The sequence below is a fragment of the Streptomyces sp. L500 genome (assembly GCF_054551825.1).
The window spans coordinates 143,360-166,768 of the sequence record NZ_JBTOLC010000007.1; the positions used below are offsets into that span (position 1 = coordinate 143,360).

A 23,409-nucleotide genomic window follows, 5' to 3' on the forward strand; every position below is an offset into this window, starting at 1 on the left:
TCCCCTACCTCCGGTGGGGCTGCCCCACGTAGCTGCCCGGCCTCTGACGAGCCACAGCTTACGGATTGACGGACGGTCGCGCTCAGAGGCCGCGCATGCGTCGGCCAGTGGATTGCGGCCGCCGGGGCGGGGCGGCGCGGGCCGCCCCCGGGGCGCCGGGCGCCCGGCCACGGCCCCGGGACGGCCTCTCAAGATCCCGTACGGAGAAGGGGATTGACGCGGTCCACGGTGGCCCGGCGGGGCGGAGGCCGCCCGCCCGGGGCATGACCCGAACGTATGACGCGGCGGGGGAGGGGGCCGGGGGGAGGGCCGCACGGGCGACCCACCGGGACGGGCGGGAAGTGAGGGAAGTCACCCGGGGGCGCCCCCTGGGGGAAGACCCTGGGTCCGGGGCCGTTGTTCTCCACCCGTGGGAGTAGCCAGGGCCGCCCGGCGTCATCCTCCCGGAGAACGCCGAAGGGGTACGAGGGCATGACGACCGGCCCGGGCGCCGCGCCTAGATTGGATGGCGAGCGGCGGGTACGCATACTCGTCCCCCGAGGTCAGGTGCCCGCCGCTCCTTCACGAACGACGAGCGGGAGAGGAGCGGGGCGGTGGCGGACATCGCGGGGCGCACGGCCCGCCGGACGTCCGGCCGGGCACCGGCCCACCAGGTCATGGACGTCTTCGGCGACCGTCCCTCGCCCACGCGGCACCCGCTGGTCGCGGCGGCCATGGTGCTGCCGCTGGCGGTGCTCCTCGCCGTCGTCTTCGGCGGCTGGGACGCCGTCGTCACTCAGGCGTCGTCCGTGGCCGGACTGCTGGGGCACTGAAACGGCCCACAGCGCCCGGGAGAGCGGCCCGGGCCGGGCGGACCGGCCATAACCCCGTGGGGACGGGGGTGCGGCGGACGGCACGACGGCCGGGTACCTGGGGAGGTACCCGGCCGTCGCGTTTTCGCAGGTCAGAGCCAGGTCAGGGCCAGGTCGGAAGCCAGCAAAACAGCCGGGGCCGGAGCTCTTTCGAACTCCGGCCCCGGCCGGTCGTGTGCGCGATACTGGGATTGAACCAGTGACCTCTTCCGTGTCAGGGAAGCGCTCTCCCGCTGAGCTAATCGCGCGGGAAGGTCCATGGGGACCTGGTGGACGATACTGGGATTGAACCAGTGACCTCTTCCGTGTCAGGGAAGCGCTCTCCCGCTGAGCTAATCGTCCGGGATGGTGCTGTGTGCTGCGTGCGCGATACTGGGATTGAACCAGTGACCTCTTCCGTGTCAGGGAAGCGCTCTCCCGCTGAGCTAATCGCGCGGGAAGGTCCGTGCGGACCTGGTGGACGATACTGGGATTGAACCAGTGACCTCTTCCGTGTCAGGGAAGCGCTCTCCCGCTGAGCTAATCGTCCTTGGAGGTGGAGACGGGATTTGAACCCGTGTAGACGGCTTTGCAGGCCGTTGCCTCGCCTCTCGGCCACTCCACCAGGAGTGCGGGGGTTCGGGAAGATCCCCCAACTCGAGCGGACGACGAGACTCGAACTCGCGACATCCACCTTGGCAAGGTGGTGCTCTACCAACTGAGCTACGTCCGCATTTGGCCTCTCCCAGGGGTTTCACCCGGGAGCTGCTCTCCGCCGTTTCGCTTCCGCGTCCCGGCGACGTGTTGAACTTTAGCGGATTCCGGCGCCAGCTCAAATTCCGTTTGCCCAGCATGCTGCGCTGATCGTTCCCGGGGACGTCGTCCGGCCGTCGCCCGGAGGCCGCCGGAGGGCCCCGCCATAGACTCGATGACGTGCACAGCCTCCTCCCGACGCCCTCCCCGATGGCTCGCTTCGGCGGCCTCCTCGCCACCGACCTGCGCGACGTCACCACCGACCCGGCGGCCCTGGAATCCACCGGCTGGTGGGCCGTCGTCGCCGACTTCGAGGGAGCGCTGTACTGCGCCCGCTTCGGCGACGTACGCCCCGCCCCCGCGCCCGGCCCCGAGGCGGGCGCCTCCTGGCGCGGCCCCGCCCCCGACACCTGGACCAGCTCCCTGGACCGCGACGGCTACATCGCGGGCGTCCGGCGCGTCCGCGAGCACATCGCGGCCGGCGAGGTCTACCAGGCAAACCTCTGCCGCGTACTGAGCGCGCCGCTGCCCGACGCGGACCGCGCCGACGTCGACGCCCTCACCGCCCTGCTGGCCCGCGGCAACCCCGCCCCCTACGCGGGCACGGTCCGGCTGCCCGCCCACGGCATCGAGGTGGCCACCGCCTCCCCCGAGCTCTATCTGCGCCGCGAGGGCACGACGGTCACGTCCGGCCCCATCAAGGGCACCGGCCGCACCGCCGCCGACCTGCTGGAGAAGGACCACGCCGAGAACGTGATGATCGTGGACCTGGTCCGCAACGACCTCGGCCGCGTCTGCGCCACCGGATCGGTGACCGTCCCCGAGCTCTGCGCCGTCGAACCCCACCCCGGCCTCGTCCACCTCGTCTCCACCGTGCGCGGCGAGCTCGACGGGGGAGCGGGCTGGCCCGAGCTGCTCGCCGCCACCTTCCCGCCCGGCTCGGTCACCGGCGCCCCCAAGAGCAGCGCCCTGCGGATCATCGAGGCGCTGGAGACCGCGCCCCGCGGCCCCTACTGCGGGGGCATCGGCTGGGTGGACGCCGACCGGGGCACCGGCGAGCTCGCGGTGGGCATCCGCACCTTCTGGATCGACCGCACGGCCACCGGCGGCCCGGTGCTGCGCTTCGGCACGGGCGCGGGCATCACCTGGGGCTCCGATCCCGAGCGCGAGTGGGCCGAGACGGAACTCAAGGCCGCCCGCCTCCTCGCGATAGCGTCGGGCACACACCAGCCGGCAGGAGGGACGGAACGGTGATCATCTGGAGCGACGGCGCGCTTCGCGACGCGGACAGCGCGCGCGTGTCGGTGTTCGACCACGGACTCACGGTCGGCGACGGCGTCTTCGAGACCCTCAAGGCGACCGACGGCGAAGCCTTCGCCCTGACCCGCCATCTGGCCCGGCTCGCCTCCTCGGCCCGCCTCCTGGGCCTGCCCGAGCCCGACCTCGATGAGGTCCACCGGGCCTGCGCGGCGGTCCTGACGGCCAACCGCATGCCGCTGGGCAGGCTCCGCGTCACCTACACCGGCGGCATCGCCCCCCTCGGCTCCGACCGCGGCGAAGCCCGGCCCACCCTCGTCGTCGCCCTCGCCGAGCAAACGGCCCCCGCCCCCGTCACGGCCGCCGTCACCGTCCCCTGGACCCGCAACGAGCGCGGCGCCCTCGCCGGCGCCAAGTCGACCTCGTACGCGGAGAACGTCGTCGCCCTCGCCCACGCCCGCGCCCACGGCGCCACCGAGGCGCTGTTCGCCAACACCGTCGGCGCGCTCTGCGAGGGCACCGGCTCCAACGTCTTCGTCGTCCTCGACGGCGAGCTCCACACCCCGGCGCTCTCCTCCGGCTGCCTGCCCGGCATCACCCGGGCCCTCGTCGTCGAGTGGGCCGGCGCCGAGGAGACCGAGCTGCCCTTCGACGTCCTGGAGCGTGCCGAGGAGGTCTTCCTGACCTCCTCCCTCCGCGACGTCCAGGCCGTCCGCGCCCTCGACGGCCGTCAACTGCCCGGCGCCCCGGGCCCGGTGACGGCCAAGACGATGCGGATCTTCGAGGAGCGCTCGGCCGCGGACATCGATCCGTAGCCCCCTCAATCGGCGAAAGGCGGATGACGGAGCGGCCGGGGCCCGGTACAACACCACCGTGACCACCACGCTGCGCCCCACCGCGCCCGAACGACGAGACCCGGACGGCCGGAGGTCCCGCTCCTACGACATCTGCGTCAACAGCAGGCCCGTCGGCAGGATCGACCTCGCCACCGACGCCTGCTTCGGCCCGTCCTTCGGCAGGATCGCCCGGCTCGCCGTCGACGAGCGCGACCGCCACCGGGGGCGCGGCACGGTCGCCCTGCTGGCCGCCGAGGAGGTGCTGCGCGGCTGGGGCTGCGGACAGGTGGCGGTGTCCGTCCCGGCGGACGCCACGGCCGCCCTGGGCCTGGTGGGCGCGCTCGGCTACACGGAACGCTCCCGCACCATGGCCAAGCGACTGACCGACGACCCCGGCCTTCCGGCGGGCAGTGCGGCCCGGCCCATGGACGAGGACGACTTCGAGCGGTGGCAGACGGCCTCCAAGGCCGGCTACGTCCAGGACTGGGTCGACCGGGGCGTCCCCCGGGAGATGGCCGAGGCGAAGGCCGACCACGACCACGCCTCGGCGCTGCCGCTGGGGTCGGCCAGCCCCGGTGCGGTCTTCCGCGTCCTCGCCCATGACGGGGTGGACATCGGCACGCTCTGGGTGATGCTGCGCGAGACGGGGGCCTTCGTCTTCGACGTCGAGGTCGGCGAGCCCTTCCGGGGGCGGGGCCACGGGCGCGCCCTGATGCGGCTCGCCGAGCGCGAGGCCCTGGCGGCGGGGGCCCGCACGATCGGGCTCAACGTGTTCGCGGGCAACGTCGCGGCCCTGCGGCTGTACGAGTCGCTCGGCTACGAGCCGACGCACTATCACCTGTACAAGCCGCTGCTGTGAACCCCGTCAGGGGCGCGGGGAACCGCGCGACCAGCCAGGAACGGCCCGCGGTCGGCGGACGACCGTCGCCAAGCGGCGAGGAACCGGTCCGAGTCGGCTGCGGGCCGCATGTGGCTGGTCGCGCAGTTCCCCGCGCCCCTAGGGGGCTCAGCCCGCCAGGAGGCGGTCCGCGATCTCCTCGATCCGCTCGCGAAGACCCTCCTGGGTCTTGCCGCCGTCCAGCCGCTCGCCGCCGATGACGTACGTGGGCGTGCCGGTCACGCCGATCGCCTTGCCCTCGGCCTGGTCGGCGTCCACGATCAGCATGTGCCGGCCGTCGATGAGCGCGGTGTCGACCTCCTCGGCGTCCAGGCCCAGCTCCTTCGCGACCGCGACCAGCACCTGCTCGCCCCGGGCGCCGAGCTCCTCGGTCCGCGCCAGCACGGCCTCCGCGTACTCCCAGCCCTTGCCCTGCTCGGCCGCCTCCTCGGCGGCCTGCGCCGCCGCGTAGGAGTGCTTGTGCTTCTCCAGCGGGAAGTGCCGCAGCCGGATCTCCAGCCGGTCGCCGTAGCGGGCGCGCAGCGCCCGGATGTCGTCGAGGGCCTGGTGGCAGTCGGGGCACTGGAGCTCGCACCAGACGTCGAGCACGGCGGGGGAGATGTCGGAATCGCTCATGGGGCCAGTCTTTCAGCCCGCGGTGAGGGGTGCCGTCTCGGCCCCGGGGAGGAGACGGGCTCGGGGTGACCCGGAGATCTCCCGGATCCCGGGCCCGTTCGTGGCCGTTCCGGGGACGTCCGGTGCACGATGGAAGGCGAAAGGACGTCACCGGCGGGAGGACCCGGATGCTGACCTCGACCGTATGCGCCGCGGTGTCCGCCGCAGGCCTGGGCATCGCCCTGGTGACGGCGTACCGCAAGCGCTTCCGCGCCGCGATCCGCCTGGCGGCGTGGTCGCTCATCCCCGTCGGGCTGGTGATGACGGGCGTCGTCGACTGGCTCACGGGGCTGGTCCTCAAGCCGACCGTGTGGGCGGGCTTCGGCGTGCTGGCGCTGTCGGCCCTGCTCTTCCTGGCCGGGCGGGCGGCCGACCGCCGGGCCGGCGGTCGTGAGGGGCGCCGGGCCGCCGCCGGCGCCCCGGGCCGTGAGGTCGTGGCACCCGCCGCCTCCGCGCCCTCGCTCGGGCCCGCACGCCGGAGGAAGCCCGCCTCGGGTGCCTCCGGCGCGTCGGGTGACGAGGACTTCTCCGATATCGAAGCGATACTGAAGAAACACGGAATCTGACGAACTTCCGCCGAACTCCCTCGCATGAGTGAACAGTTGGTGAGTGTGGGCAGCGGCGCTGCGCCATGATCTCCCGGAGATGAACGACGAACCGGCCGAGATCACCGATGAACCGCGCGGCTGTCTGTTCGCGCTGTCCCAACCGCCGCTGATGTTCTTCCTGGCCTTTGTCGGGACGCTGATCCTGCTGACCGCCGTGCACGACCTGTATCGCTGGTGACGCGCCGCGGCCGCCGGGCGGTCAGTCCCCGGCCTCCCGGCGGCGGGCCCGGTAGGCGGCGACGTGCAGACGGTTGCCGCAGGTGCGGCCGTCGCAGTAGCGCCGTGAGCGATTGCGGGAGAGGTCGACGAAGGCGCGTCCGCAGCCCGGTGCCGCGCAGCGCCGCAGCCGCTCCAGCTCGCCCTCCACCAGCAGGAAGGCCAGCGCCATGCCGCCGTCCGCCGCGAGGTGCTCGGCGAGCGAGGCGCCGGGCGCGAAGTAGTGGACGTGCCAGGGGTGGCCGTCGTGGTCGGTCAGCCGGGGCGTCGTGCCCGCCTCGGCGACCAGGGCGTTGAGCAGCCCCGCCGCGGTCGGTGCCGCCGGGGCGTCGAACACCTGGGTGAGCCGGTCGCGTATGGAGCGCACGGCCGCCAGGTCCTGTTCCCCGAGCGCGCCGATGCCGTTGATCTCGTGCCGCTCGGCGAACCCCCGCAGCGCGGGCAGACCGTCGAGGTCGGTGTTCAGCAGATCGACGACGCTGTCGAGCGTGCGCCGGGTGTCGTGATTGATCAGCACGGGTCGTTCGCTCCCCTGGCCGGACGGACGAAGGCGGCAAGTGTTCGACCGCGGGGAGGGACTTTAGCGGCTCCGGAGCGCGACAGCGCCGTCGCCCGTGGTGGTTCCACGGTGACGGCGCGGTGTCGTGCCCCGGTGGGGACGGGACATGTGGCGCGCGGCCTCCCCGAGTGGGCCGGCGCGCTCAGGTCACTCCGGTCGGTGACGTCAGCTCTCGGCCAGGATGTGCGAGAGCTCCGTGTCCAGATCGAAGTGACGGTGTTCGGTGCCCGGTGGGACGGCGGCGTCGGTCCGCTTCAGGAACGACTCCAGGGCGCGCGCCGGGGCCTCCAGGAGGGCCTCGCCCTCCGGCGAACTCAGCGCGATGCAGACGACGCCCTGTCCGTGGCTGCGGGATGGCCACACACGGACGTCGCCGGTGCCGGTGGGCCGGTGGAGGCCCTCCGCGAGCAGGTCCCGGGCGAAGACCCACTCGACGGTCTCTTCGGCTCCGGTGTGGAAGGTGGCGTGCACGGCATACGGATCGGCCGTGTCGTACCGCAGGCCTGCGGGAACAGGCAGTGAGGATTCGCTCGACACAACGAGGCGCAGGTGCAGCTCGCAGCTGACCGTGGTGTTCATAAGCGCCAGGGCCTTTCGCTCAGTGTGCGCTCGGGGATTCGCACGTCGGCGAAATCGACATGCCACCTACGGTGCCGTTGTAAACCCCTCTGACCGTTTTGAGACTGTTCGGATACCTCGGACGGCCGAGTCGTTCCGGCGCCGGTACCGCCGAACCGGTGAGTTCCGGACTTTCCGGTACGTTGGTTCGTATGAACGCGGAGAGTGACCAGCGGACCGCCGCCGGGGCCGAGGGCTCCGGCACCGACCGGGAGCGGCTCGGCTCCCGGGCCCCGCACTTCGTCCGGCGCTCCAGGGCCCTGCATCTGAGCTGGCAGGCCGGCGTCTTCGTCGTCGGGCTGGCGGTGGTCGTCGCGGGGATCGTGATGCTGCCCCTGCCCGGCCCCGGCTGGCTGGTGATCTTCGCCGGCATGGCGATCTGGGCCACCGAGTTCGTCTGGGCCCAGCTGGTGCTCCGCTGGACCAGGCGCAAGGTCACCGAGGCGGCCCGGCGCGCGCTCGACCCCCGGGTGCGCCGCCGCAACATCGCCCTCACCGTCACCGGGCTGGTGATCGTCGCCGGGCTCGTGGCCGCGTACGTCGCCCAGTGCGGGCTCCGGATGCCGTGGCGGGCCGGCGACTGACCCGGCCGCGCCCCTGACCAGGTACGCGCGGTTCGGAGCACCGTCTGACATGCGGTAATGTTTGCGGTGCGCCCGGGCGATTAGCTCAGCGGGAGAGCGCTTCGTTCACACCGAAGAGGTCACTGGTTCGATCCCAGTATCGCCCACGTAACGGACCGAGGGTCCGCGAGGTTCACCCCTTGCGGACCCTCGGTTTTTCGTATGCCCTGGCAGGCATGCCGCGTCGTCGCACGCCCTCCGTCCACCACTACCGCTTCCGTGACGCGTGGGCCCTGCCCGCGCCGCCGGACGCCGTCTACGCCGTGCTGGCGGACGCGGAGGGCTACCCCGCCTGGTGGCCCCAGGTCCGTCGCGTCGAGGGCGCCGACGACATCAGCGGCACCGTGCGCTTCCGCTCCCTGCTGCCCTACGAGCTCGTGATCGCCGCCCGGGAGAGCCGGCGCGACCCCGCCGCCGGGATCCTGGAGATCGTGATGACCGGCGATCTCGAAGGCTGGGCCCGCTGGACGATCCGCTCCGACGGCGCCGGCGGCAGCGTCGCCCGCTTCGAGCAGGACGTCGACGTCCGCAAACCCCTGATGCGCCGCCTCGCCCTCCCCGGCCGCCCCCTCTTCCTCGTCAACCACGCCTGGATGATGCGCGCCGGCCGCCGTGGCCTGCGGGCCCTGCTGGAGCGCCGGGACCCGGGGATTTGAAGGACGGCCGCCGCGACCTGTATTGTTCAGTGCGTCGCCGGGGGAACCCGGTGCGACTCCCGGGCGATTAGCTCAGCGGGAGAGCGCTTCGTTCACACCGAAGAGGTCACTGGTTCGATCCCAGTATCGCCCACATCACCGGAAGGCCGGTCCGTCAAGTGACGGACCGGCCTTCCGCGTTGTCGCCCGGCCGTGGTCCCGCTCCCGGGGGTCCCGTGTCTCACGCCGCCGCCGTCAGCTCCGGCCGGAGCGGCCACGCGGGATCGCACTGCTCCTCGGAGCCGTTGCGCGCGAACCACGCCTGCAGCCCGCGCGCCTGCGCCGCGTGCCACACCGCCTGCCGGGTGTGGAGCTCCGGCGGGCTCAGCCGCTCCAGCCGCGAGGCGAACCGCCGCCCCACCGCCCGGACGACCTCCAGCGTGGCCGCCGCGTCCGCCGCCGCGTCATGGGCGCCCGTCAGCTCCACCCCGTACTGCCGGCACAGGTCCGAAAGGGTGCGGCGGCCCTTGCGGTAGCGGTCCAGGTGCTTGTCCAGCACCCAGGGGTCCAGCACGCACAGCGCGGCGCCCCCCAGATAGCCGGCCAGCGACGACGCCCGGTGCCGCCGCAACTCCCGGTCCAGCATCGTCAGGTCGAACGGCGCGTTCATCACCGCCAGGGGTATCCCGCGCGCCGCGTGGCCCGCCAGGGCCCGGGCCACCTCCTCCATCACCGGCGCCGGCCACCGGCCGTGCCGTTGCAGATGTTCCTCGTCCAGCCCGTGGATCGCGGTGGCCTCCTCCGGCACGGGAACCCCCGGATTCACCAGCCACCGGGTGATGACCGGCGCCGCCCCCGCCTGCGACTGCGTCACGAAGGCCGCCGAGACGATCCGGTCCTGCTCCACGTCCACCCCGGTCGTCTCGGTGTCGAAGGCCGCGAGCGGCCCCTCGAACCAGCACGGCATGGCACAACTCCTCGCCCTTGTCCGACACATGGCGTGTTTCCCCTCCCCGCCAGGTGATACCCGGGCATCCCCGTACCCGAACCGCCCCTGTTTGCCGGTGAGTTCGCGTGGAGACAACACAGATGTACGACCCTTTACGCACCCAGCACCGGCGAGCCCGGAAGGTTTTTCGGACATGGCGCTCGCTCAGCCCGACCCGGCCGCCCCCGTGACCCGCCCGCCCGCCGGGCCGCTCACGGCCCGGCGCGGCACCCTCGCCACGACCGCGTGCATGGAGACCCTCCAGATCGGCTACCTCCACGCCGTCGCGGCGGCCGCGGGCTGCTCCCTCGCCCAGCCCTTCCCCGACAACGGCATCGACTGGCACGTCAGCCACAGCGCCCCCGGCCACGAGGCCGACGACGAGGTCACCATCAAGGTGCAGCTCAAGTGCACCTACCAGCTGGCCCCCCGGCTGCCCGGCCCGCCGGGCCGGTCAGCGCCCGGGACGTTCGGCTTCACTCTCGACAACGCCCACCTGGTCAAGCTGGCCCGCACCCCCGTCTCGGTCCACAAGATCCTCGTCGTGATGATCGTGCCCCGGGCCCCGGAGGACTGGCTGCGGGCCGGCCACGACCACCTCGCGCTGCGCCACTGCTGCTACTGGACCAACCTCGCCGGCCACCCCGTGACCGGCAGGAGCCGGACCACCGTGCGGATCCCGACCTCGCGGGTCTTCGACGACCGAGCGCTCTGCGAGATCATGGCCCGGGTCGGGGCGGGAGGGAGACCCTGATGCACCGGCCGACCGAAGATGCGCCGCACCACCCCGACCCCGCCGTCCTCGGCGCCCTGCTCGCCCGCCACGGCTGGCGGCGGCGCGGGGGAGAGCCCGGCCGCTACGGCCGCTGGACGCCCCCCGACGGGCCCGGCACCAGCCTCCTCGTGCCCGAGAGTCGCGCCTATCCCGACAGCGCCGATCTCCTCGCCGAGGCCCTCACCGCGCTGGAGCGCTGCGCCGTGCCGTCCGCCCGCGACATCCTCGTCGCCCTGCGGCTGCCCAGCGACGAGATCCGCTGGTCGCGGGAGGTCGCCGAGCCCCGGGCCCCGGCCGCCGCGTGGGGCGCCCAGGAACGGCTGCGCACCGGGGCACGCGCCATGCTGCTGGCCGCCGCCCAGACCGCCGGGGGCCGGGCCGCCTTCCACGGCGCCCGGCGCCGCCGGCAGGCCGAGGCGGCCCTGGCCGCCGTGCTCGCCGGGCCCGCCGCCGGCGGCCGGGAGCTCGCCGCGTTCGTGCCCGTCGACGGGCCCCCCGAGGGCGGCCGCGCGCTGGTCGGCGCGCTGCTCAGGGCGCTCCAGGCGGCCCGGGACGCCACCGACTACCGGCGCGCCACTGGCCGGATGGACGCCTTCGACGCCGCCGTGGAGGCCGGGGTCTGCCAGGAACTCACCCAGGCCCTGGCCACCCTGGTCGGCGGCTCCGAGGGGATCCGGATCGCGGTGGAGTGGGCGCCCGCGGCGGGGACGCCGGAGGGCTTCGCCGCCCGGCCCGAGCCGGTGGAGTTCTCGCCCGGCGATCTGCCCGCCCTGCGGGAGGCCGGGGCCCGCTACGTCCGCGACGAGCCCTCGGTGCCCGTGCGCCTTACCGGGACGGTGGTGCGGATGCGGCGGGAGACGCCCGGCGGCGCGGGTGTGGTGCGGCTGAGGGTGCTGGCCGGGGCCGATGTCGCCCAGGTGCGGATCGCCCTCGACGAGGAGGACTACCGGGTCGCCGGCCACGCCCACCTGGCCGGGGTGCCCGTCACCGTCGACGGGCGGCTGGAGAGCCGGGGCGGCTTCCGGCGGCTGGCCGAGGCCCGGGGCGTCCTGCCCGTCCAGGTGGACGAGGCGGAGCGGGACCGGCTGCTGAAGCACCTCCAGGAGAACCTCGACCTCTTCGGGGAGCGGCGCGACGCCGATTAGCCCGCCTGGCGAGCGATAACCGTTTAGCGACCACCAGGCCGGGCTCGGTACGATTCAGGCGCGCAGCGTCCGCTGCGGCGCCCCAGATGTCAGGAGAGACCGGTGTCAGACGTCCGTGTGATCATCCAACGCGATTCCGAGCGGGAAGAGCGCGTGGTGACGACGGGCACCACGGCCGCCGACCTCTTCTCCGGTGAGCGCACCGTCGTCGCCGCGCGGGTCGCGGGCGAGCTGAAGGACCTGGCGTACGTCGTCGCGGACGGCGAGGAGATCGAGCCCGTCGAGGTCACCTCCCAGGACGGCCTGAACATCCTGCGCCACTCGACCGCGCACGTCATGGCCCAGGCCGTGCAGGAGCTCTTCCCCGAGGCCAAGCTGGGCATCGGCCCGCCGGTCAAGGACGGCTTCTACTACGACTTCGACGTCGAGAAGCCCTTCCACCCCGATGACCTCAAGCTCATCGAGAAGAAGATGCAGGAGATCATCAAGCGCGGGCAGAAGTTCTCCCGCCGGGTGGTCACCGACGAGGCCGCCCGCGAGGAGCTGGCCGACGAGCCGTACAAGCTGGAGCTGATCGGCCTCAAGGGCTCCGCCTCGCACGACGACGGCGCGGACGTCGAGGTGGGCGCCGGCGAGCTGACCATCTACGACAACCTGGACGCCAAGACCGGCGAGCTGTGCTGGAAGGACCTCTGCCGGGGTCCCCACCTGCCCACCACCCGATTCGTCCCGGCCTTCAAGCTGATGCGCCAGGCCGCCGCGTACTGGCGGGGCAGCGAGAAGAACCCGCAGCTCCAGCGCATCTACGGCACCGCGTGGCCGACGAAGGACGAGCTCAAGGCGTACCTGGAGTTCCTCGCCGAGGCTGAGAAGCGCGACCACCGCAAGCTCGGCACCGAGCTGGACCTGTTCTCCTTCCCGGACGAGCTGGGCCCCGGCCTCGCGGTCTTCCACCCCAAGGGCGGCGTGATCCGCAAGGTGATGGAGGACTACTCCCGCCAGCGGCACGTGGACGCGGGCTACGAGTTCGTGAACACCCCGCACCTCTCGAAGGAGCAGCTCTTCGAGACCTCCGGGCACCTCCCCCACTACGCGGAGGGCATGTTCCCGCCCATCGAGTTCGACGGGCAGAACTACCGCCTGAAGGCCATGAACTGCCCGATGCACAACTTGATCTTCAAGTCGCGCGGGCGTTCCTACCGTGAGTTGCCGCTGCGTCTCTTCGAGTTCGGCACGGTCTACCGCTACGAGAAGTCCGGCGTGGTCCACGGCCTGACCCGCTCCCGCGGCTTCACCCAGGACGACTCCCACATCTACTGCACCAAGGAGCAGATGCCGGAGGAGCTGGACACGCTCCTGACCTTCGTCCTGGACCTGCTGCGCGACTACGGCCTGAACGAGTTCGAGCTGGAGCTGTCCACCCGCGACCCCGAGTCGGACAAGTTCATCGGCTCGGACGAGGACTGGGAGGAGGCCACCGAGGCGCTCCGCCAGGCCGCCGAGAAGCAGGGCCTCCCGCTCGTCCCCGACCCGGGCGGCGCCGCCTACTACGGCCCGAAGATCTCCGTCCAGGCGAAGGACGCCATCGGCCGCTCCTGGCAGATGTCGACCCTCCAGGTGGACTTCAACCAGCCCAAGCGCTTCGGCCTGGAGTACACCGCGGCGGACGGCTCCCGCCAGCAGCCCGTCATGCTCCACCGCGCGCTGTTCGGCTCCATCGAGCGGTTCTTCGGCGTGCTGCTGGAGCACTACGCGGGCGCCTTCCCGGCGTGGCTGGCCCCCGTGCAGGCGGTCGGCATCCCGGTCGGCGACACGCACGTGGGGTACCTGCGGGAGTTCGCCGCCGACGCGGCGAAGGCGGGCCTGCGGGTCGAGGTCGACGCCTCGTCCGACCGGATGCAGAAGAAGATCCGTAACCACCAGAAGCTGAAGGTCCCCTTCATGATCATCGTCGGTGACGACGACATGAACGCGGGCACCGTCTCCTTCCGCTACCGGGACGGTTCGCAGGAGAACGGCATCCCGCGCGACGAGGCCATCGCGAAGATCGTGAAGGCCGTCGAGGACCGAGTCCAGGTCTGATCCCGGGACCGGCCGGACCGCATGGGCCCCGGAGCGTCACCGACGCTCCGGGGCCCATATGCTTCACACCATGACGAGTGAGCCGGAGCAGCAGTTCGGAGTGGGGGCGCCGGACGCCTTTCAGCGCCTGTGGACACCCCACCGGATGGCGTACATCCAGGGGGAGAACAAGCCGACCGGCCCGGGGGCCGGCGACGGCTGCCCGTTCTGCTCGATCCCGGCCAAGAGCGACGAGGACGGACTGATCGTCGCCCGGGGCGAGCTCGTCTACGCCGTGCTCAACCTGTACCCGTACAACGGCGGGCACCTCATGGTCGTCCCCTTCCGGCACGTCGCCGACTACACGGAGCTGGACGAGGCGGAGACCGCCGAGCTCGCGGCGTTCACCAAGCGCGCGATGCGCGCGCTGCGCACGGCCTCGGGCGCCCACGGCTTCAACATCGGCATGAACCAGGGCTCGACCGCCGGCGCCGGCATCGCCGCCCATCTGCACCAGCACCTCGTGCCGCGCTGGGGCGGGGACACCAACTTCATGCCGGTCGTGGGCCACACCAAGGTGCTGCCGCAACTGCTGGCCGACACCCGCAAGATGCTCGCCGACGTCTGGCCGACCGTCTGACCGGTCGCCAGGGACACGCCCCGCGACGAAAACGGGCAAATCACACCAGTTCTTATGGAAGAAGCTCTAATAGGACGGTGACCTTCCTTCACCGTCGCACCGTGCTGCGCGCGGCCGCGGGCAGCGCTCTGGCTGGGGCCGCCGGGACCGCCGCCGCGGGCTGCGGCGGGGACCGGACGGCCGCCGGGCCGCCCTCCGCCACGCCGCGGGGCACAGGCGGGGGCGCGGCGGCCCGGGCCCCCGCGCTGCCGGGGCCCCCGCTGCTGCTGCCCGCGCTGCCGGCCGGCCTGCCCGCGCAGATCGAGCACGGCTCCCGGCGGGGCCAGGCGGTCGCGCTCACCTTCCACGGCAGGGGCGACGCGAAGTCGGCGACCGCCCTGCTCGCGGAGGCCGAGCGGGCCGGCGCCCGGGTGACGGTGCTCGCCGTCGGCGACTGGCTGGACGCCGAGCCCCGGATGGCCCGCAGGGTGCTCGACGGCGGGCACGAGCTGGGCAACCACACCATGCGGCACCTGAGCGTCTGCTCGATGCCCGCGAAGGCCGCCTACGCCGAGATCACCGAGTGCGCCGACCGGCTGCGCAGACTGACCGGCGGCATCGGCCGCTGGTTCCGGCCGTCCCGCGCCCGGCGCGCCACCGACCAGGTCGTACGGCTGGCACGCCAGGCCGGATACCCCCACATCCTGTCGTACGACGTGGACTCCCTCGACTTCACCGACCCCGGCGCCGAGGCGGTCCGGCGTACCGTATTGGGCGCGGTACGGCCAGGGTCGGTCGTCAGTCTGCACTTCGGGCACGCCGGCACGGTGGCCGCGCTGCCCGCGATCCTCGACGGCCTGCACCGCCGCGGTCTGCGCGCGGTGACGACTACGGAGCTGCTGACACGATGAACCGCACCCCGCATCACCGTCCTCGACGCCTCCGGTCCGGCTCTCTCCTCCGGCGCCTCCGCCCGCCCGCCCGCTCCGCGCGATCCCGCTCGGGAAGGCCGCGCGTCTCCCGTCCGGGAAGGCCGCGCGCGGCCGTTCTGCTCACCGCCTGCTGCGCCCTGCTGGCCGCCGGCTGCGGGGGAGGCGACGACCGCGCCCCCGCCGAGCGCCCCGCGCCGGGTGCGCACCGCCAGGGCGCCGCCCGGGGCGTGCCCGAGGGGCTGCCGGGCATGCCCCCGCTGCTGGATCCCGACGACCTCTACGCGGCGGACCGGCCGAACGCCCTGTCCCCGGTGGTCAAGGACTTCCCGTCGCGGGTGTACGTACCGAACACGGAGTCCGACACGGTCAGCGTCATCGACCCCAAGACGTACAAGGTCATCGAGACCATCCCGGTGGGCAACCAGCCGCAGCACGTCGTGCCCTCCTGGGACCTCAAGACGCTCTGGGTCAACAACGACCGGGGGCACACGCTCACCCCCATCGACCCGGCCACCGGCAAGGCGGGCAAGACGGTCGACGTCCACGACCCGTACAACCTCTACTTCACGCCCGACGGGAAGTACGCCGTGGTGATGGCGTCCATGGACCGCGAGCTGGTCTTCCGGGACGCGCACACCATGAAGCGGATGAAGACGGAACACGTGGACTGTCTCGGGGTCAACCACGCGGACTTCTCCCCGGACGGCCGGTACTTCATCGTCTCCTGCGAGTTCTCGGGCGAGCTGCTGAAGGTCGACACGGCCAGGATGAAGGTGATCGACAAGCAGAAGCTGCCCTTCGACGGGGCCATGCCCCAGGACGTGAAGATCTCCTCGGACGGGAAGACCTGGTACATCGCCGACATGATCGCCGACGGTGTGTGGGTGCTGGACGGGGACAAGTTCACCGAGCCCTGGCTGATGCCCACCGGCAAGGGCGCCCACGGCCTCTATGTGAGCCGGGACTCCAAGTCCCTGTACATCTCCAACCGGGGCGAGGGCTCGATCTCGGTGCTGGACCTGCCCAGCCGCAAACTGGTCAAGAAGTGGGAGCTGCCCGACGGCGGCAGCCCGGACATGGGCGGGGTGTCGGCCGACGGCAAGGTGCTGTGGCTCTCGGGGCGCTACAACAGCGAGGTGTACGCGATCGACACCACCGACGGCCACCAGATCGCCCGGATCAAGGTGGGCGACGGGCCGCACGGCCTGGCCGTCTATCCCCAGCCCGGCCGCTACTCGCTGGGGCACACCGGGATCTTCCGCTAGTCACGTGATCACGGCCGGTGCGCCCCGGCGAGGCTCCTCGGGGGCGTCCCGTCAGGCGTTGTAGACGTCGGCCTGACGGGGCGTCGGGTCCTGGATCGCGCCGCTGAGGTTGCCCGCGCGGCTGGCGAAGCGGGTGGTGTCGACGCCGTTGTCGGCGAGGACGCGGAGCGTCGCCTCATGGACGACGCGCAGCACCGGGGTGGCCGCGCGCAGGGCGTCGTCCGCCATGAAGCGGTGCCGCCAGGGCTTGTCGGCCCAGGCGTGGCGCAGCCCGAAGGGCTCGGGCAGCACCAGCTTGCCGCCCCAGTACTCCAGCAGCGGCGGGTACCAGGTCAGCGGCGCCCGGGCGGCGAGCCGGACGACCTCCCGGGGCTCGACGACGGGGAGGGTGCGGGTGTAGGTGTCCCAGAACTTCAGGCCCTTCTTGAAGGTCTGGGTGCGGTTCTTGGGTCGGCCGTTGAAGAGGGAGTGGGTGGGGCCGAGGGCGTGGCCGGTGACCTCGATGCGCAGCGTCTTGTGGAGAACGGTGACATTGACGAGCAGGGTGATGACCAGCTGGCCGTCCCAGAGGACGAACTGGACGCCGAGGTAGTGGCGGTCGCCGCTGCCGAAGTGCTGCTTGTCGCAGATCTCCTGGAGCTGGGAGCCCCTTATCTGGAAGGACGCGTCGGTGCCGCCGGGGCGGGACACGGCGCCCGCGCCCTCGCCGATGGGGGAGACCACCCAGTGCTCGACCTGGGGCGGGGTGAGGCCGCCGGTGTTGATGGGGGTGCGCTCCAGCAGCTTGAGCTGGTCGTGCACCGCGCGGACGATGTCCCAGCTGCGGAAGGGGTTGATGTCCTTCCCCGGCTCGGCGGGGACGAGATCCTCGGCCAGCTGCCAGCTGCCCCAGCGGGTGCCCATCCCGAGGATGCCCTTGGGGCCGGCGTAGAAGGCGATGTTGCTGCGCTGCTCGGCGGAGAGCTTCGCGAGGTTCAGCCGGAGCTGCTCGGCGGCGCTCTCGCCGGGCGTCGAGGGCACGGCCTCGGGGATCTTGGCGGCGACGGTGCCGCCGTCGAGGAGACCGGTCCAGCGCTCGCGGAGGTCCTTGGCCGTGCGCTCGCAGACGATCTTCGCCCAGAAGCCGCCGACGAGGGGGGCTATGACCATCGCGCGGACATAGAGATAGAGGAAGCCGCTGAACGGCAGCTTGACCAGGAGGATCGCGACGACCACCGCGATGCCCACCAGTAGCGCGGTGCCGAGCGCCCCGACGCGCCTGTCCTGGGAGCCGGCGAGGGTGCGGCGCAGCTGGAACGCGCCGAGCCAGAGCAGCACACCGGGCAGGAACAGCAGCCCGAAGACCACCATGATGAAGGTGAGCCGGGCGTCGCGCTGCTTGCGGATGCGGGACGCGGCCAGGCAGTGCTCGACGATCACCTGCGGCTCCAGGCCGAAGGACTGGATGATGGGCTTGCGCCCGCCGCCGAGCATCCGGCCCTGCACGGCGCGCGCGAAGGCCTCGCCGAGATTGGGCTCGAACAGGGAGATCCGGGCCTTCTTCACCTCCGAGGTGGCCCAGTCGGAATTGGCCTTGAGCAGTTCGTCGACCGGGCCGTCCCGGTAGGCGGCCGAGGCCAGGGCCTGGGTCGCCGCTGTCGCCCCGGCGCCGCCGGAGACCGGGACCTGCGCTCCCGGGCTGAAGTCGTACGGATCCCCTGCTGCCACTGCCGCCCCCAATACCGTGCGCGTCCGGTGCGCCGGTGTGCTCCCGACTGCCGCCCACCGCTTGTGTCATGAGCCGCGTGCTCAGCGTAACGGGACGGGGTGCCGGCTGTCGTGGGAGATCGGAAAGCCGCCAGTGTCGGAAAGCCGCCCGTACCCGGCGAGTTGATACGGGCGGCTCGCGAACTATGCCCCGTTCTCCGCCTGTTCGCGGATCCGCTCGGCGGCCTGCGGGGGCATCGGCTCGTGCCGGGCGTAGGAGCGGCTGAACCGCCCGGTGCCGTGGGAGAGCGAGCGCAGGTCCACCGCGTACCGGCCGATCTCGATCTCCGGGACCTCGGCGCGGACGAGGGTGCGGCCCGAGCCGGACTGCTCGGTGCCGACGACGCGGCCGCGCCGCCCGGACAGATCGCTCATCACGGGGCCCACGTACTCGTCGGAGACGAGCACCTGGAGGTCCGCGACCGGCTCCAGGAGATGGATGCGAGCCTCGGCGGCGGCCTCGCGCAGGGCCAGGGCGCCGGCGGTCTGGAAGGCGGCGTCCGAGGAGTCCACCGAGTGGGCCTTGCCGTCGACGAGGGTCACCCGCACGTCGACCAGCGGATACCCGGCGGCGACCCCCTTGGCGGCCTGGGCGCGGACGCCCTTCTCCACCGAGGGGATGAACTGGCGCGGCACCGCGCCGCCCACGACCTTGTCGACGAACTCGATGCCGGAGCCGCCGGGCAGCGGCTCGACCTCGATCTCGCAGATGGCGTACTGGCCGTGGCCGCCGGACTGTTTGACGTGCCGGCCGCGGCCGGCGGCCCGGGTGCCGAAGGTCTCCCGCAGCGAGACCTTGTGGGGCACCACGTCGACCTGGACGCCGTACCGGGTGCGCAGCCGCTCCAGGGCCACGTCGCGATGGGCCTCGCCCAGACACCACAGGACGACCTGGCGGGTGTGCTGGTTGTGCTCCAGCCGCATCGTGGGGTCCTCGGCGACCAGCCGGGCCAGGCCCTGGGAGAGCTTGTCCTCGTCCGCCTTGCTGTGCGCCTGGATGGCGACGGGCAGCAGCGGGTCGGGCATCAGCCAGGGCTCCATCAGCAGCGGGTCGGCCCGGCCGGAGAGGGTGTCGCCGGTCTCGGCGCTGGCGAGCTTGGCCACGCAGGCGATGTCCCCGGCGATGGCCTGGGCGAGCTGGCGCTGCTGCTTGCCGAACGGCGAGGAGATCGCGCCGAGCCGCTCGTCCACGTCATGGGCCTCGTGCCCCCGGTCCTCCAGCCCGTGGCCCGAGACGTGCACGGTCTCGTCGGGGCGCAGGGTGCCGGAGAAGACCCGCACCAGGGAGATCCTGCCGACGTACGGGTCCGAAGCGGTCTTGATCACTTCCGCGGCGAGCGGGCCGTCGGGATCGCAGGCCAGCGCCGGACGCGCCGCGCCGCCGGGCGTGGTGACGGCGGGGACCGCCCGCTCGGTGGGCGTGGGGAAGCCGCCGGTGACCAGCTCCAGCAGCTCCACGGTGCCCAGGCCCTGGCGGGCGCCGTCGGCGGCGGGGGCCGCGGCCAGCACGGGATGGAAGCTGCCGCGCGCCACGGCCCGCTCCAGATCCTCGATCAGCGTCTTGACGTCGATCTCCTCACCGCCGAGATAGCGGTCCATGAGGGTCTCGTCCTCGCTCTCGGCGATGATCCCCTCGATGAGGCGGTTACGGGCCTCCTCGATGCCGGGCAGCGCCTCGGCGCCGGGATCGGCCTCGGTCCGGGCACCGGAGGAGTAGTCGAACACCCGCCGGGTGAGCAGCCCGGTCAGGCCCGTCACCGGGCGGTGACCGTCCCCGCCCTCCCGGCCGTAGTGCGGGAGGTAGAGGGGGAGGACGCTGTCGGAGGACTCGCCGCCGAAGGCGGCACGGCAGGCCTCCGTCATCACCTCGAAGTCCGCCCGCGCCGCCTCCAGGTGCGTCACCACGATCGCGCGCGGCATGCCCACCGCCGCGCACTCCTCCCAGAGCATCCGGGTCGGCCCGGTGATGCCCTCGACACCCTCCGCCGCCGAGACGACGAAGAGGGCCGCGTCCGCCGCGCGCAGACCGGCCCTCAGCTCGCCGACGAAATCGGCGTAACCGGGTGTGTCCAGCAGATTGACCTTGATCCCGGCCCATTCGACCGGCACCAGCGACAGCTGGACCGAGCGCTGCTGGCGGTGCTCGATCTCGTCGTAGTCGGAGACGGCGGCGCCGTCCTCGACCCGGCCCGCGCGATTGAGCGCGCCGGTGGCCAGGGCCAGCGCCTCCACCAGCGTCGTCTTGCCGGAGCCACTGTGGCCGACCAGCACCACGTTCCGGATGTTGCCGGGCCGGTCGGCCGTCACGGCCCTGCCGGCGGCCCCTGGATGCGTACTCGTCTTCTCGCCCATGTGTCTCGCCTCCCGGTCGACACCTGCGGTCCTTCGAGCTTTCCACCGTGGTCACGCTGCGTCCATACGTCGCACACGCGAACGCAACCCGCCGGCCGGCGCCGCCCCGGCCGGGGACGGGCGTGACCTGCGCCATGGGCCAGGTGTACGACGCGTGCGCGGCGGCCCCCGGCCGCCTGGCTACGATGGGCCAGCCGGTGTCCTTCCGACCATCCGGCCCGCACACGACCCTCCGGGAAGGCCATGCTGAACAAGTACGCGCGTGCGTTCTTCACGCGTGTTCTCACGCCGTTCGCCGCCCTGCTCATCCGCCTCGGCGTCAGCCCCGACGCGGTGACCCTCATCGGTACCGGTGGTGTGGTGGCGGGGGCGCTGGTCTTCTACCCCCAGGGCGAGTTCTTCTGGGGCACGGTCGTCATCACCCTGTTCGTCTTCTCCGACCTCGTCGACGGCAACATGGCCCGTCAGCTCGGCCGGTCCAGCCGCTGGGGCGCCTTCCTCGACTCGACGCTCGACCGGGTCGCCGACTCGGCCATCTTCGGCGGCCTCGCCCTCTGGTACGCGGGGCGCGGCGACGACACCCTGCTGTGCGCGGTGGCGATCTTCTGCCTCGCCAGCGGCCAGGTGGTCTCCTACACCAAGGCGCGCGGCGAGAGCATCGGCCTGCCCGTCAACGTCAACGGCCTCGTCGAACGCGCCGAACGCCTGGTGATCTCCCTGGTGGCCTGCGGCTTCTCCGGCCTCCACAAGTTCGGCGTGCCGCACATCGACATCCTGTTGCCCATCGCCCTGTGGATCGTGGCCGTCGGCAGCCTGGTCACCCTGATCCAGCGCGTGGTGACCGTACGCCGCGAGGCCGCCGAGGCGGACGCCGCCGTGGCCCCCGGCGGGGGCGAGGGCGCGTGAGGGAACGGCTGACCGACGCCCTCTACGGGCTCGGCTGGGGCACCGTCAAGAAGCTGCCCGAACCCGTCGCCGCCGAGCTGGGGCGCCGGATCGCCGACCTGGCCTGGAAGCGACGCGGCAAGGGCGTGCTGCGCCTGGAGGCCAACCTCGCCCGGGTCGTCCCCGACGCGGACCCCCGCCGGCTCGCCGAACTCTCCCGGGCGGGTATGCGCTCCTACATGCGCTACTGGATGGAGTCCTTCCGGCTGCCCTCCTGGAGCGCGGAGCGCGTCCGCACCGGCTTCGCCCCCCAGGACCGCCACAACCTGGAAGAGGCCCTGGCCTCCGGCCGGGGCGTCGTCCTGGCCCTGCCCCACATGGGCAACTACGACCTCGCCGGGGCCTGGCTCACCACCGCGATGAACCAGCCCTTCACCACCGTGGCCGAGCGCCTCAAGCCCGAGACCCTCTACGACCGCTTCGTGGCCTACCGCGAGGGGCTGGGTATGGAGGTGCTGCCCCACGCGGGCGGCAGCGCCTTCGGCACCCTCGCCCGGCGGCTGCGCGCCGGCGGGGTGGTCTGCCTGGTGGCCGACCGCGATCTGTCCTCGTCCGGCATAGAGGTCGACTTCTTCGGCGAACCGGCGAAGATGCCCGCCGGGCCCGCCGTGCTGGCCGTGCAGACGGGCGCCGTGCTGCTGCCCGCCACCCTCTGGTACGACCGCTCCCCGGTGATGCGCGGCCGGATCCACCCACCCATCGAGGTGCCCACGACGGGCACCCGGGCCGAGAAGGCCGCCGCCATGACCCAGCGACTGGCCGACGCCTTCGCCTCCGGCATCGCCGAGCACCCCCAGGACTGGCACATGCTCCAGCGGCTGTGGCTCGCCGATCTCGACCGGCGACCCCGGCCCCCCGCCGAGAGCTCCGGAACGGAGAAACCGTGAGGATCGGGATCGTCTGCCCGTACTCCTGGGACGTCCCCGGTGGCGTCCAGTTCCACATCCGGGACCTGGCCGAGCACCTCATCCGGCTGGGCCACGAGGTGTCGGTACTGGCGCCCGCCGACGACGACACCCCCCTGCCCCCGTTCGTCGTCTCCGCCGGCCGGGCCGTCCCCGTGCCCTACAACGGCTCCGTGGCCCGGCTGAACTTCGGCTTCCTCTCCGCCGCGCGGGTGCGCCGCTGGCTCCACGACGGCGACTTCGACGTCATCCACATCCACGAGCCCACCTCCCCCTCCCTGGGACTGCTGACCTGCTGGGCCGCACAGGGCCCCATCGTGGCGACCTTCCACACCTCCAACCCCCGCTCCCGCGCCATGATCGCGGCCTATCCGATCCTCCAGCCCGCCCTGGAGAAGATCAGCGCCCGGATCGCCGTGAGCGAATACGCCCGCCGCACGCTGGTCGAACACCTGGGGGGCGACGCCGTCGTCATCCCCAACGGCGTCGACGTGGACTTCTTCGCCTCCGCCGAGCCCCGGCCCGAGTGGCAGGGCGGGACCATCGGCTTCATCGGCCGCATCGACGAACCCCGCAAGGGACTGCCCGTGGTGATGCGCGCCCTGCCGAGGATCCTCGCCGAGCGCCCGGACACCCGGCTGCTGGTCGCCGGCCGCGGCGACGAGGAGGAGGCCGTCGCCACACTGCCCCCCGAGATGCGCGGCAACGTCGAATTCCTCGGCATGGTCAGCGACGAGGAAAAAGCCCGTCTGCTGCGCAGCGTCGACCTCTACGTGGCCCCCAACACCGGCGGTGAGTCCTTCGGCATCATCCTCGTCGAGGCGCTGTCCGCCGGGGCGCCCGTCCTCGCCAGCGACCTGGACGCGTTCGCGCAGGTCCTGGACCAGGGAGCGGCCGGCGAGCTCTTCGCCAACGAGGACGCGGACGCCCTCGCCGACGCGGCCCTGCGGCTGCTGGCGGACCCCGCCCGGCGGGCGGAGCTGAGCGAGCGGGGGAGCCGGCACGTCCGGCGGTTCGACTGGTCGACCGTCGGTGCCGACATTCTGGCCGTCTACGAGACGGTCGCCGCCGGCGCGGCCTCGGTCGCCGCGGACGAACGCACCAGCCTTCGCGCCCGCTTCGGGCTGGCGCGGGACTGAGTGCCCCCTCGCGCGGCCCCGGCGTGCCGGGCTCCCCGTGGGCCGGGCGG

23 protein-coding genes and 8 tRNA genes are annotated in these 23,409 nt (G+C 72.6%); 19 read left to right on the forward strand and 12 right to left on the reverse strand.

What is annotated here, in order from left to right:
* Positions 1-593 precede the first annotated feature (593 nt).
* The gene (locus ACX9I7_RS10270) at positions 594-812 is read left to right on the forward strand and encodes a hypothetical protein (RefSeq protein WP_387576419.1); all 219 of its coding nucleotides are present in this window, start codon (positions 594-596) and stop codon (positions 810-812) included.
* A 215-nt stretch (positions 813-1,027) separates the two neighbouring features.
* Here ACX9I7_RS10270 and ACX9I7_RS10275 read toward each other — a convergent pair.
* From ACX9I7_RS10275 to ACX9I7_RS10300, 6 genes are all read right to left on the reverse strand, one after another.
* Positions 1,028-1,099, reverse strand: a tRNA-Val gene (locus ACX9I7_RS10275).
* Between the two features lie 19 nt (positions 1,100-1,118).
* A tRNA-Val gene (locus ACX9I7_RS10280) sits at positions 1,119-1,193 on the reverse strand.
* A gap of 21 nt (positions 1,194-1,214) precedes the next feature.
* Positions 1,215-1,286: transfer RNA gene (locus tag ACX9I7_RS10285), tRNA-Val, on the reverse strand.
* A 19-nt stretch (positions 1,287-1,305) separates the two neighbouring features.
* Positions 1,306-1,380, reverse strand: a tRNA-Val gene (locus ACX9I7_RS10290).
* A gap of 1 nt (position 1,381) precedes the next feature.
* Positions 1,382-1,455, reverse strand: a tRNA-Cys gene (locus ACX9I7_RS10295).
* Between the two features lie 35 nt (positions 1,456-1,490).
* A tRNA-Gly gene (locus ACX9I7_RS10300) sits at positions 1,491-1,563 on the reverse strand.
* Positions 1,564-1,793: 230 nt separating this feature from the next.
* Between ACX9I7_RS10300 and ACX9I7_RS10305 the strand changes: the two genes are divergently transcribed.
* The 3 genes from ACX9I7_RS10305 to ACX9I7_RS10315 are packed head-to-tail and all read left to right on the forward strand — an operon-like array spanning position 1,794 to position 4,535.
* On the forward strand, positions 1,794-2,837 hold the full coding sequence (locus ACX9I7_RS10305) for a chorismate-binding protein (protein ID WP_189454249.1): 1,044 nt from the start codon (positions 1,794-1,796) through the stop codon (positions 2,835-2,837).
* Positions 2,834-3,655, forward strand: a complete 822-nt coding sequence (locus ACX9I7_RS10310) for an aminotransferase class IV (RefSeq protein ID WP_459387123.1) — start codon at positions 2,834-2,836, stop codon at positions 3,653-3,655. Before ACX9I7_RS10305 ends, ACX9I7_RS10310 begins: the two co-directional genes overlap by 4 nt.
* Positions 3,656-3,713: 58 nt before the next feature.
* Complete coding sequence (locus tag ACX9I7_RS10315; RefSeq protein WP_459387124.1) at positions 3,714-4,535, forward strand: GNAT family N-acetyltransferase; 822 nt, start codon at positions 3,714-3,716, stop codon at positions 4,533-4,535.
* Between the two features lie 147 nt (positions 4,536-4,682).
* On the opposite strand, the gene ACX9I7_RS10320 is transcribed toward ACX9I7_RS10315, so the two are convergent.
* Positions 4,683-5,189, reverse strand: coding sequence for a DsbA family protein (locus tag ACX9I7_RS10320; RefSeq protein WP_358622404.1), 507 nt, complete (start codon positions 5,187-5,189; stop codon positions 4,683-4,685).
* Positions 5,190-5,356: 167 nt separating this feature from the next.
* Here ACX9I7_RS10320 and ACX9I7_RS10325 point away from each other — a divergent pair, with 167 nt between their 5' ends.
* Together ACX9I7_RS10325 and ACX9I7_RS10330 are read left to right on the forward strand one after the other, a co-directional pair.
* Entirely contained in the window at positions 5,357-5,794 is a 438-nt protein-coding gene (locus ACX9I7_RS10325) for a hypothetical protein (RefSeq protein ID WP_189453902.1), read from the forward strand.
* Positions 5,795-5,873: 79 nt separating this feature from the next.
* A complete protein-coding gene (locus ACX9I7_RS10330; RefSeq protein ID WP_164737750.1) occupies positions 5,874-6,014 on the forward strand; it encodes a hypothetical protein in 141 nt (46 codons plus the stop codon).
* Between the two features lie 21 nt (positions 6,015-6,035).
* On the opposite strand, the gene ACX9I7_RS10335 is transcribed toward ACX9I7_RS10330, so the two are convergent.
* Together ACX9I7_RS10335 and ACX9I7_RS10340 are read right to left on the reverse strand one after the other, a co-directional pair.
* The gene (locus ACX9I7_RS10335; RefSeq protein WP_358622408.1) at positions 6,036-6,569 is read right to left on the reverse strand and encodes a CGNR zinc finger domain-containing protein; all 534 of its coding nucleotides are present in this window, start codon (positions 6,567-6,569) and stop codon (positions 6,036-6,038) included.
* Between the two features lie 207 nt (positions 6,570-6,776).
* A complete protein-coding gene (locus ACX9I7_RS10340; RefSeq protein ID WP_003959770.1) occupies positions 6,777-7,190 on the reverse strand; it encodes an SsgA family sporulation/cell division regulator in 414 nt (137 codons plus the stop codon).
* Between the two features lie 191 nt (positions 7,191-7,381).
* On the opposite strand from ACX9I7_RS10340, the gene ACX9I7_RS10345 reads away from it, so the two are divergent.
* From ACX9I7_RS10345 to ACX9I7_RS10360, 4 genes are all read left to right on the forward strand, one after another.
* Positions 7,382-7,813, forward strand: a complete 432-nt coding sequence (locus ACX9I7_RS10345) for a TIGR02611 family protein (RefSeq protein ID WP_459387125.1) — start codon at positions 7,382-7,384, stop codon at positions 7,811-7,813.
* A gap of 74 nt (positions 7,814-7,887) precedes the next feature.
* Positions 7,888-7,959: transfer RNA gene (locus tag ACX9I7_RS10350), tRNA-Val, on the forward strand.
* Between the two features lie 69 nt (positions 7,960-8,028).
* Complete coding sequence (locus ACX9I7_RS10355) at positions 8,029-8,508, forward strand: SRPBCC family protein (RefSeq protein ID WP_459387126.1); 480 nt, start codon at positions 8,029-8,031, stop codon at positions 8,506-8,508.
* 61 nt (positions 8,509-8,569) lie between these two features.
* Positions 8,570-8,641, forward strand: a tRNA-Val gene (locus ACX9I7_RS10360).
* Positions 8,642-8,728: 87 nt separating this feature from the next.
* Here ACX9I7_RS10360 and ACX9I7_RS10365 read toward each other — a convergent pair.
* Complete coding sequence (locus ACX9I7_RS10365; RefSeq protein ID WP_358218180.1) at positions 8,729-9,454, reverse strand: 3'-5' exonuclease; 726 nt, start codon at positions 9,452-9,454, stop codon at positions 8,729-8,731.
* A gap of 175 nt (positions 9,455-9,629) precedes the next feature.
* Between ACX9I7_RS10365 and ACX9I7_RS10370 the strand changes: the two genes are divergently transcribed.
* From ACX9I7_RS10370 to ACX9I7_RS10395, 6 genes are all read left to right on the forward strand, one after another.
* Complete coding sequence (locus tag ACX9I7_RS10370) at positions 9,630-10,229, forward strand: DUF4365 domain-containing protein (RefSeq protein WP_459387127.1); 600 nt, start codon at positions 9,630-9,632, stop codon at positions 10,227-10,229.
* Positions 10,229-11,395 carry a serine/threonine-protein kinase gene (locus ACX9I7_RS10375; RefSeq protein WP_387576404.1) on the forward strand — a complete coding sequence of 389 codons (1,167 nt, stop codon included), beginning with the start codon at positions 10,229-10,231 and terminating at the stop codon, positions 11,393-11,395. The genes ACX9I7_RS10370 and ACX9I7_RS10375 overlap by 1 nt, the downstream gene beginning before the upstream one ends.
* A 102-nt stretch (positions 11,396-11,497) precedes the next feature.
* Positions 11,498-13,477 (forward strand): threonine--tRNA ligase, encoded by a 1,980-nt coding sequence (thrS, locus tag ACX9I7_RS10380; RefSeq protein ID WP_459387128.1) that lies wholly within the window; start codon positions 11,498-11,500, stop codon positions 13,475-13,477.
* Between the two features lie 58 nt (positions 13,478-13,535).
* Complete coding sequence (locus ACX9I7_RS10385) at positions 13,536-14,096, forward strand: HIT family protein (protein ID WP_387576400.1); 561 nt, start codon at positions 13,536-13,538, stop codon at positions 14,094-14,096.
* Between the two features lie 77 nt (positions 14,097-14,173).
* Positions 14,174-14,986, forward strand: a complete 813-nt coding sequence (locus ACX9I7_RS10390) for a polysaccharide deacetylase family protein (protein WP_459387129.1) — start codon at positions 14,174-14,176, stop codon at positions 14,984-14,986.
* Positions 14,983-16,272, forward strand: coding sequence for a YVTN family beta-propeller repeat protein (locus ACX9I7_RS10395; RefSeq protein WP_459387130.1), 1,290 nt, complete (start codon positions 14,983-14,985; stop codon positions 16,270-16,272). Before ACX9I7_RS10390 ends, ACX9I7_RS10395 begins: the two co-directional genes overlap by 4 nt.
* Positions 16,273-16,323: 51 nt before the next feature.
* Here the strand turns inward: ACX9I7_RS10395 and ACX9I7_RS10400 are convergent, their stop codons facing one another.
* Both ACX9I7_RS10400 and ACX9I7_RS10405 read right to left on the reverse strand, forming a co-directional pair.
* Complete coding sequence (locus ACX9I7_RS10400; RefSeq protein ID WP_240667233.1) at positions 16,324-17,979, reverse strand: hypothetical protein; 1,656 nt, start codon at positions 17,977-17,979, stop codon at positions 16,324-16,326.
* 183 nt (positions 17,980-18,162) lie between these two features.
* The gene (locus ACX9I7_RS10405) at positions 18,163-20,370 is read right to left on the reverse strand and encodes an elongation factor G-like protein EF-G2 (RefSeq protein WP_459387131.1); all 2,208 of its coding nucleotides are present in this window, start codon (positions 20,368-20,370) and stop codon (positions 18,163-18,165) included.
* Between the two features lie 243 nt (positions 20,371-20,613).
* On the opposite strand from ACX9I7_RS10405, the gene pgsA reads away from it, so the two are divergent.
* The 3 genes from pgsA to ACX9I7_RS10420 are packed head-to-tail and all read left to right on the forward strand — an operon-like array spanning position 20,614 to position 23,359.
* Positions 20,614-21,276 carry a phosphatidylinositol phosphate synthase gene (gene pgsA / locus ACX9I7_RS10410; RefSeq protein ID WP_387576392.1) on the forward strand — a complete coding sequence of 221 codons (663 nt, stop codon included), beginning with the start codon at positions 20,614-20,616 and terminating at the stop codon, positions 21,274-21,276.
* Entirely contained in the window at positions 21,273-22,202 is a 930-nt protein-coding gene (locus tag ACX9I7_RS10415; protein WP_358622432.1) for a phosphatidylinositol mannoside acyltransferase, read from the forward strand. The genes pgsA and ACX9I7_RS10415 overlap by 4 nt, the downstream gene beginning before the upstream one ends.
* Positions 22,199-23,359, forward strand: a complete 1,161-nt coding sequence (locus ACX9I7_RS10420) for a glycosyltransferase family 4 protein (RefSeq protein ID WP_358622434.1) — start codon at positions 22,199-22,201, stop codon at positions 23,357-23,359. The genes ACX9I7_RS10415 and ACX9I7_RS10420 overlap by 4 nt, the downstream gene beginning before the upstream one ends.
* Positions 23,360-23,409 lie beyond the last annotated feature (50 nt).

What these genes read in the sequence shown, in the direction of transcription:
- ACX9I7_RS10375 (WP_387576404.1), top strand. Translation starts at nt 10,229, where the DNA reads ATGCACCGGCCGACCGAAGATGCGCCGCACCACCCCGACCCCGCCGTC.
- ACX9I7_RS10340 (WP_003959770.1), bottom strand. Translation starts at nt 7,190, where the DNA reads ATGAACACCACGGTCAGCTGCGAGCTGCACCTGCGCCTCGTTGTGTCG.
- ACX9I7_RS10365 (WP_358218180.1), bottom strand. Translation starts at nt 9,454, where the DNA reads ATGCCGTGCTGGTTCGAGGGGCCGCTCGCGGCCTTCGACACCGAGACG.
- ACX9I7_RS10370 (WP_459387127.1), top strand. Translation starts at nt 9,630, where the DNA reads ATGGCGCTCGCTCAGCCCGACCCGGCCGCCCCCGTGACCCGCCCGCCC.
- ACX9I7_RS10345 (WP_459387125.1), top strand. Translation starts at nt 7,382, where the DNA reads ATGAACGCGGAGAGTGACCAGCGGACCGCCGCCGGGGCCGAGGGCTCC.
- ACX9I7_RS10405 (WP_459387131.1), bottom strand. Translation starts at nt 20,370, where the DNA reads ATGGGCGAGAAGACGAGTACGCATCCAGGGGCCGCCGGCAGGGCCGTG.
- ACX9I7_RS10395 (WP_459387130.1), top strand. Translation starts at nt 14,983, where the DNA reads ATGAACCGCACCCCGCATCACCGTCCTCGACGCCTCCGGTCCGGCTCT.
- ACX9I7_RS10305 (WP_189454249.1), top strand. Translation starts at nt 1,794, where the DNA reads ATGGCTCGCTTCGGCGGCCTCCTCGCCACCGACCTGCGCGACGTCACC.
- ACX9I7_RS10385 (WP_387576400.1), top strand. Translation starts at nt 13,536, where the DNA reads ATGCTTCACACCATGACGAGTGAGCCGGAGCAGCAGTTCGGAGTGGGG.
- pgsA (WP_387576392.1), top strand. Translation starts at nt 20,614, where the DNA reads ATGCTGAACAAGTACGCGCGTGCGTTCTTCACGCGTGTTCTCACGCCG.
- ACX9I7_RS10320 (WP_358622404.1), bottom strand. Translation starts at nt 5,189, where the DNA reads ATGAGCGATTCCGACATCTCCCCCGCCGTGCTCGACGTCTGGTGCGAG.
- ACX9I7_RS10355 (WP_459387126.1), top strand. Translation starts at nt 8,029, where the DNA reads ATGCCGCGTCGTCGCACGCCCTCCGTCCACCACTACCGCTTCCGTGAC.
- ACX9I7_RS10325 (WP_189453902.1), top strand. Translation starts at nt 5,357, where the DNA reads ATGCTGACCTCGACCGTATGCGCCGCGGTGTCCGCCGCAGGCCTGGGC.
- ACX9I7_RS10330 (WP_164737750.1), top strand. Translation starts at nt 5,874, where the DNA reads ATGAACGACGAACCGGCCGAGATCACCGATGAACCGCGCGGCTGTCTG.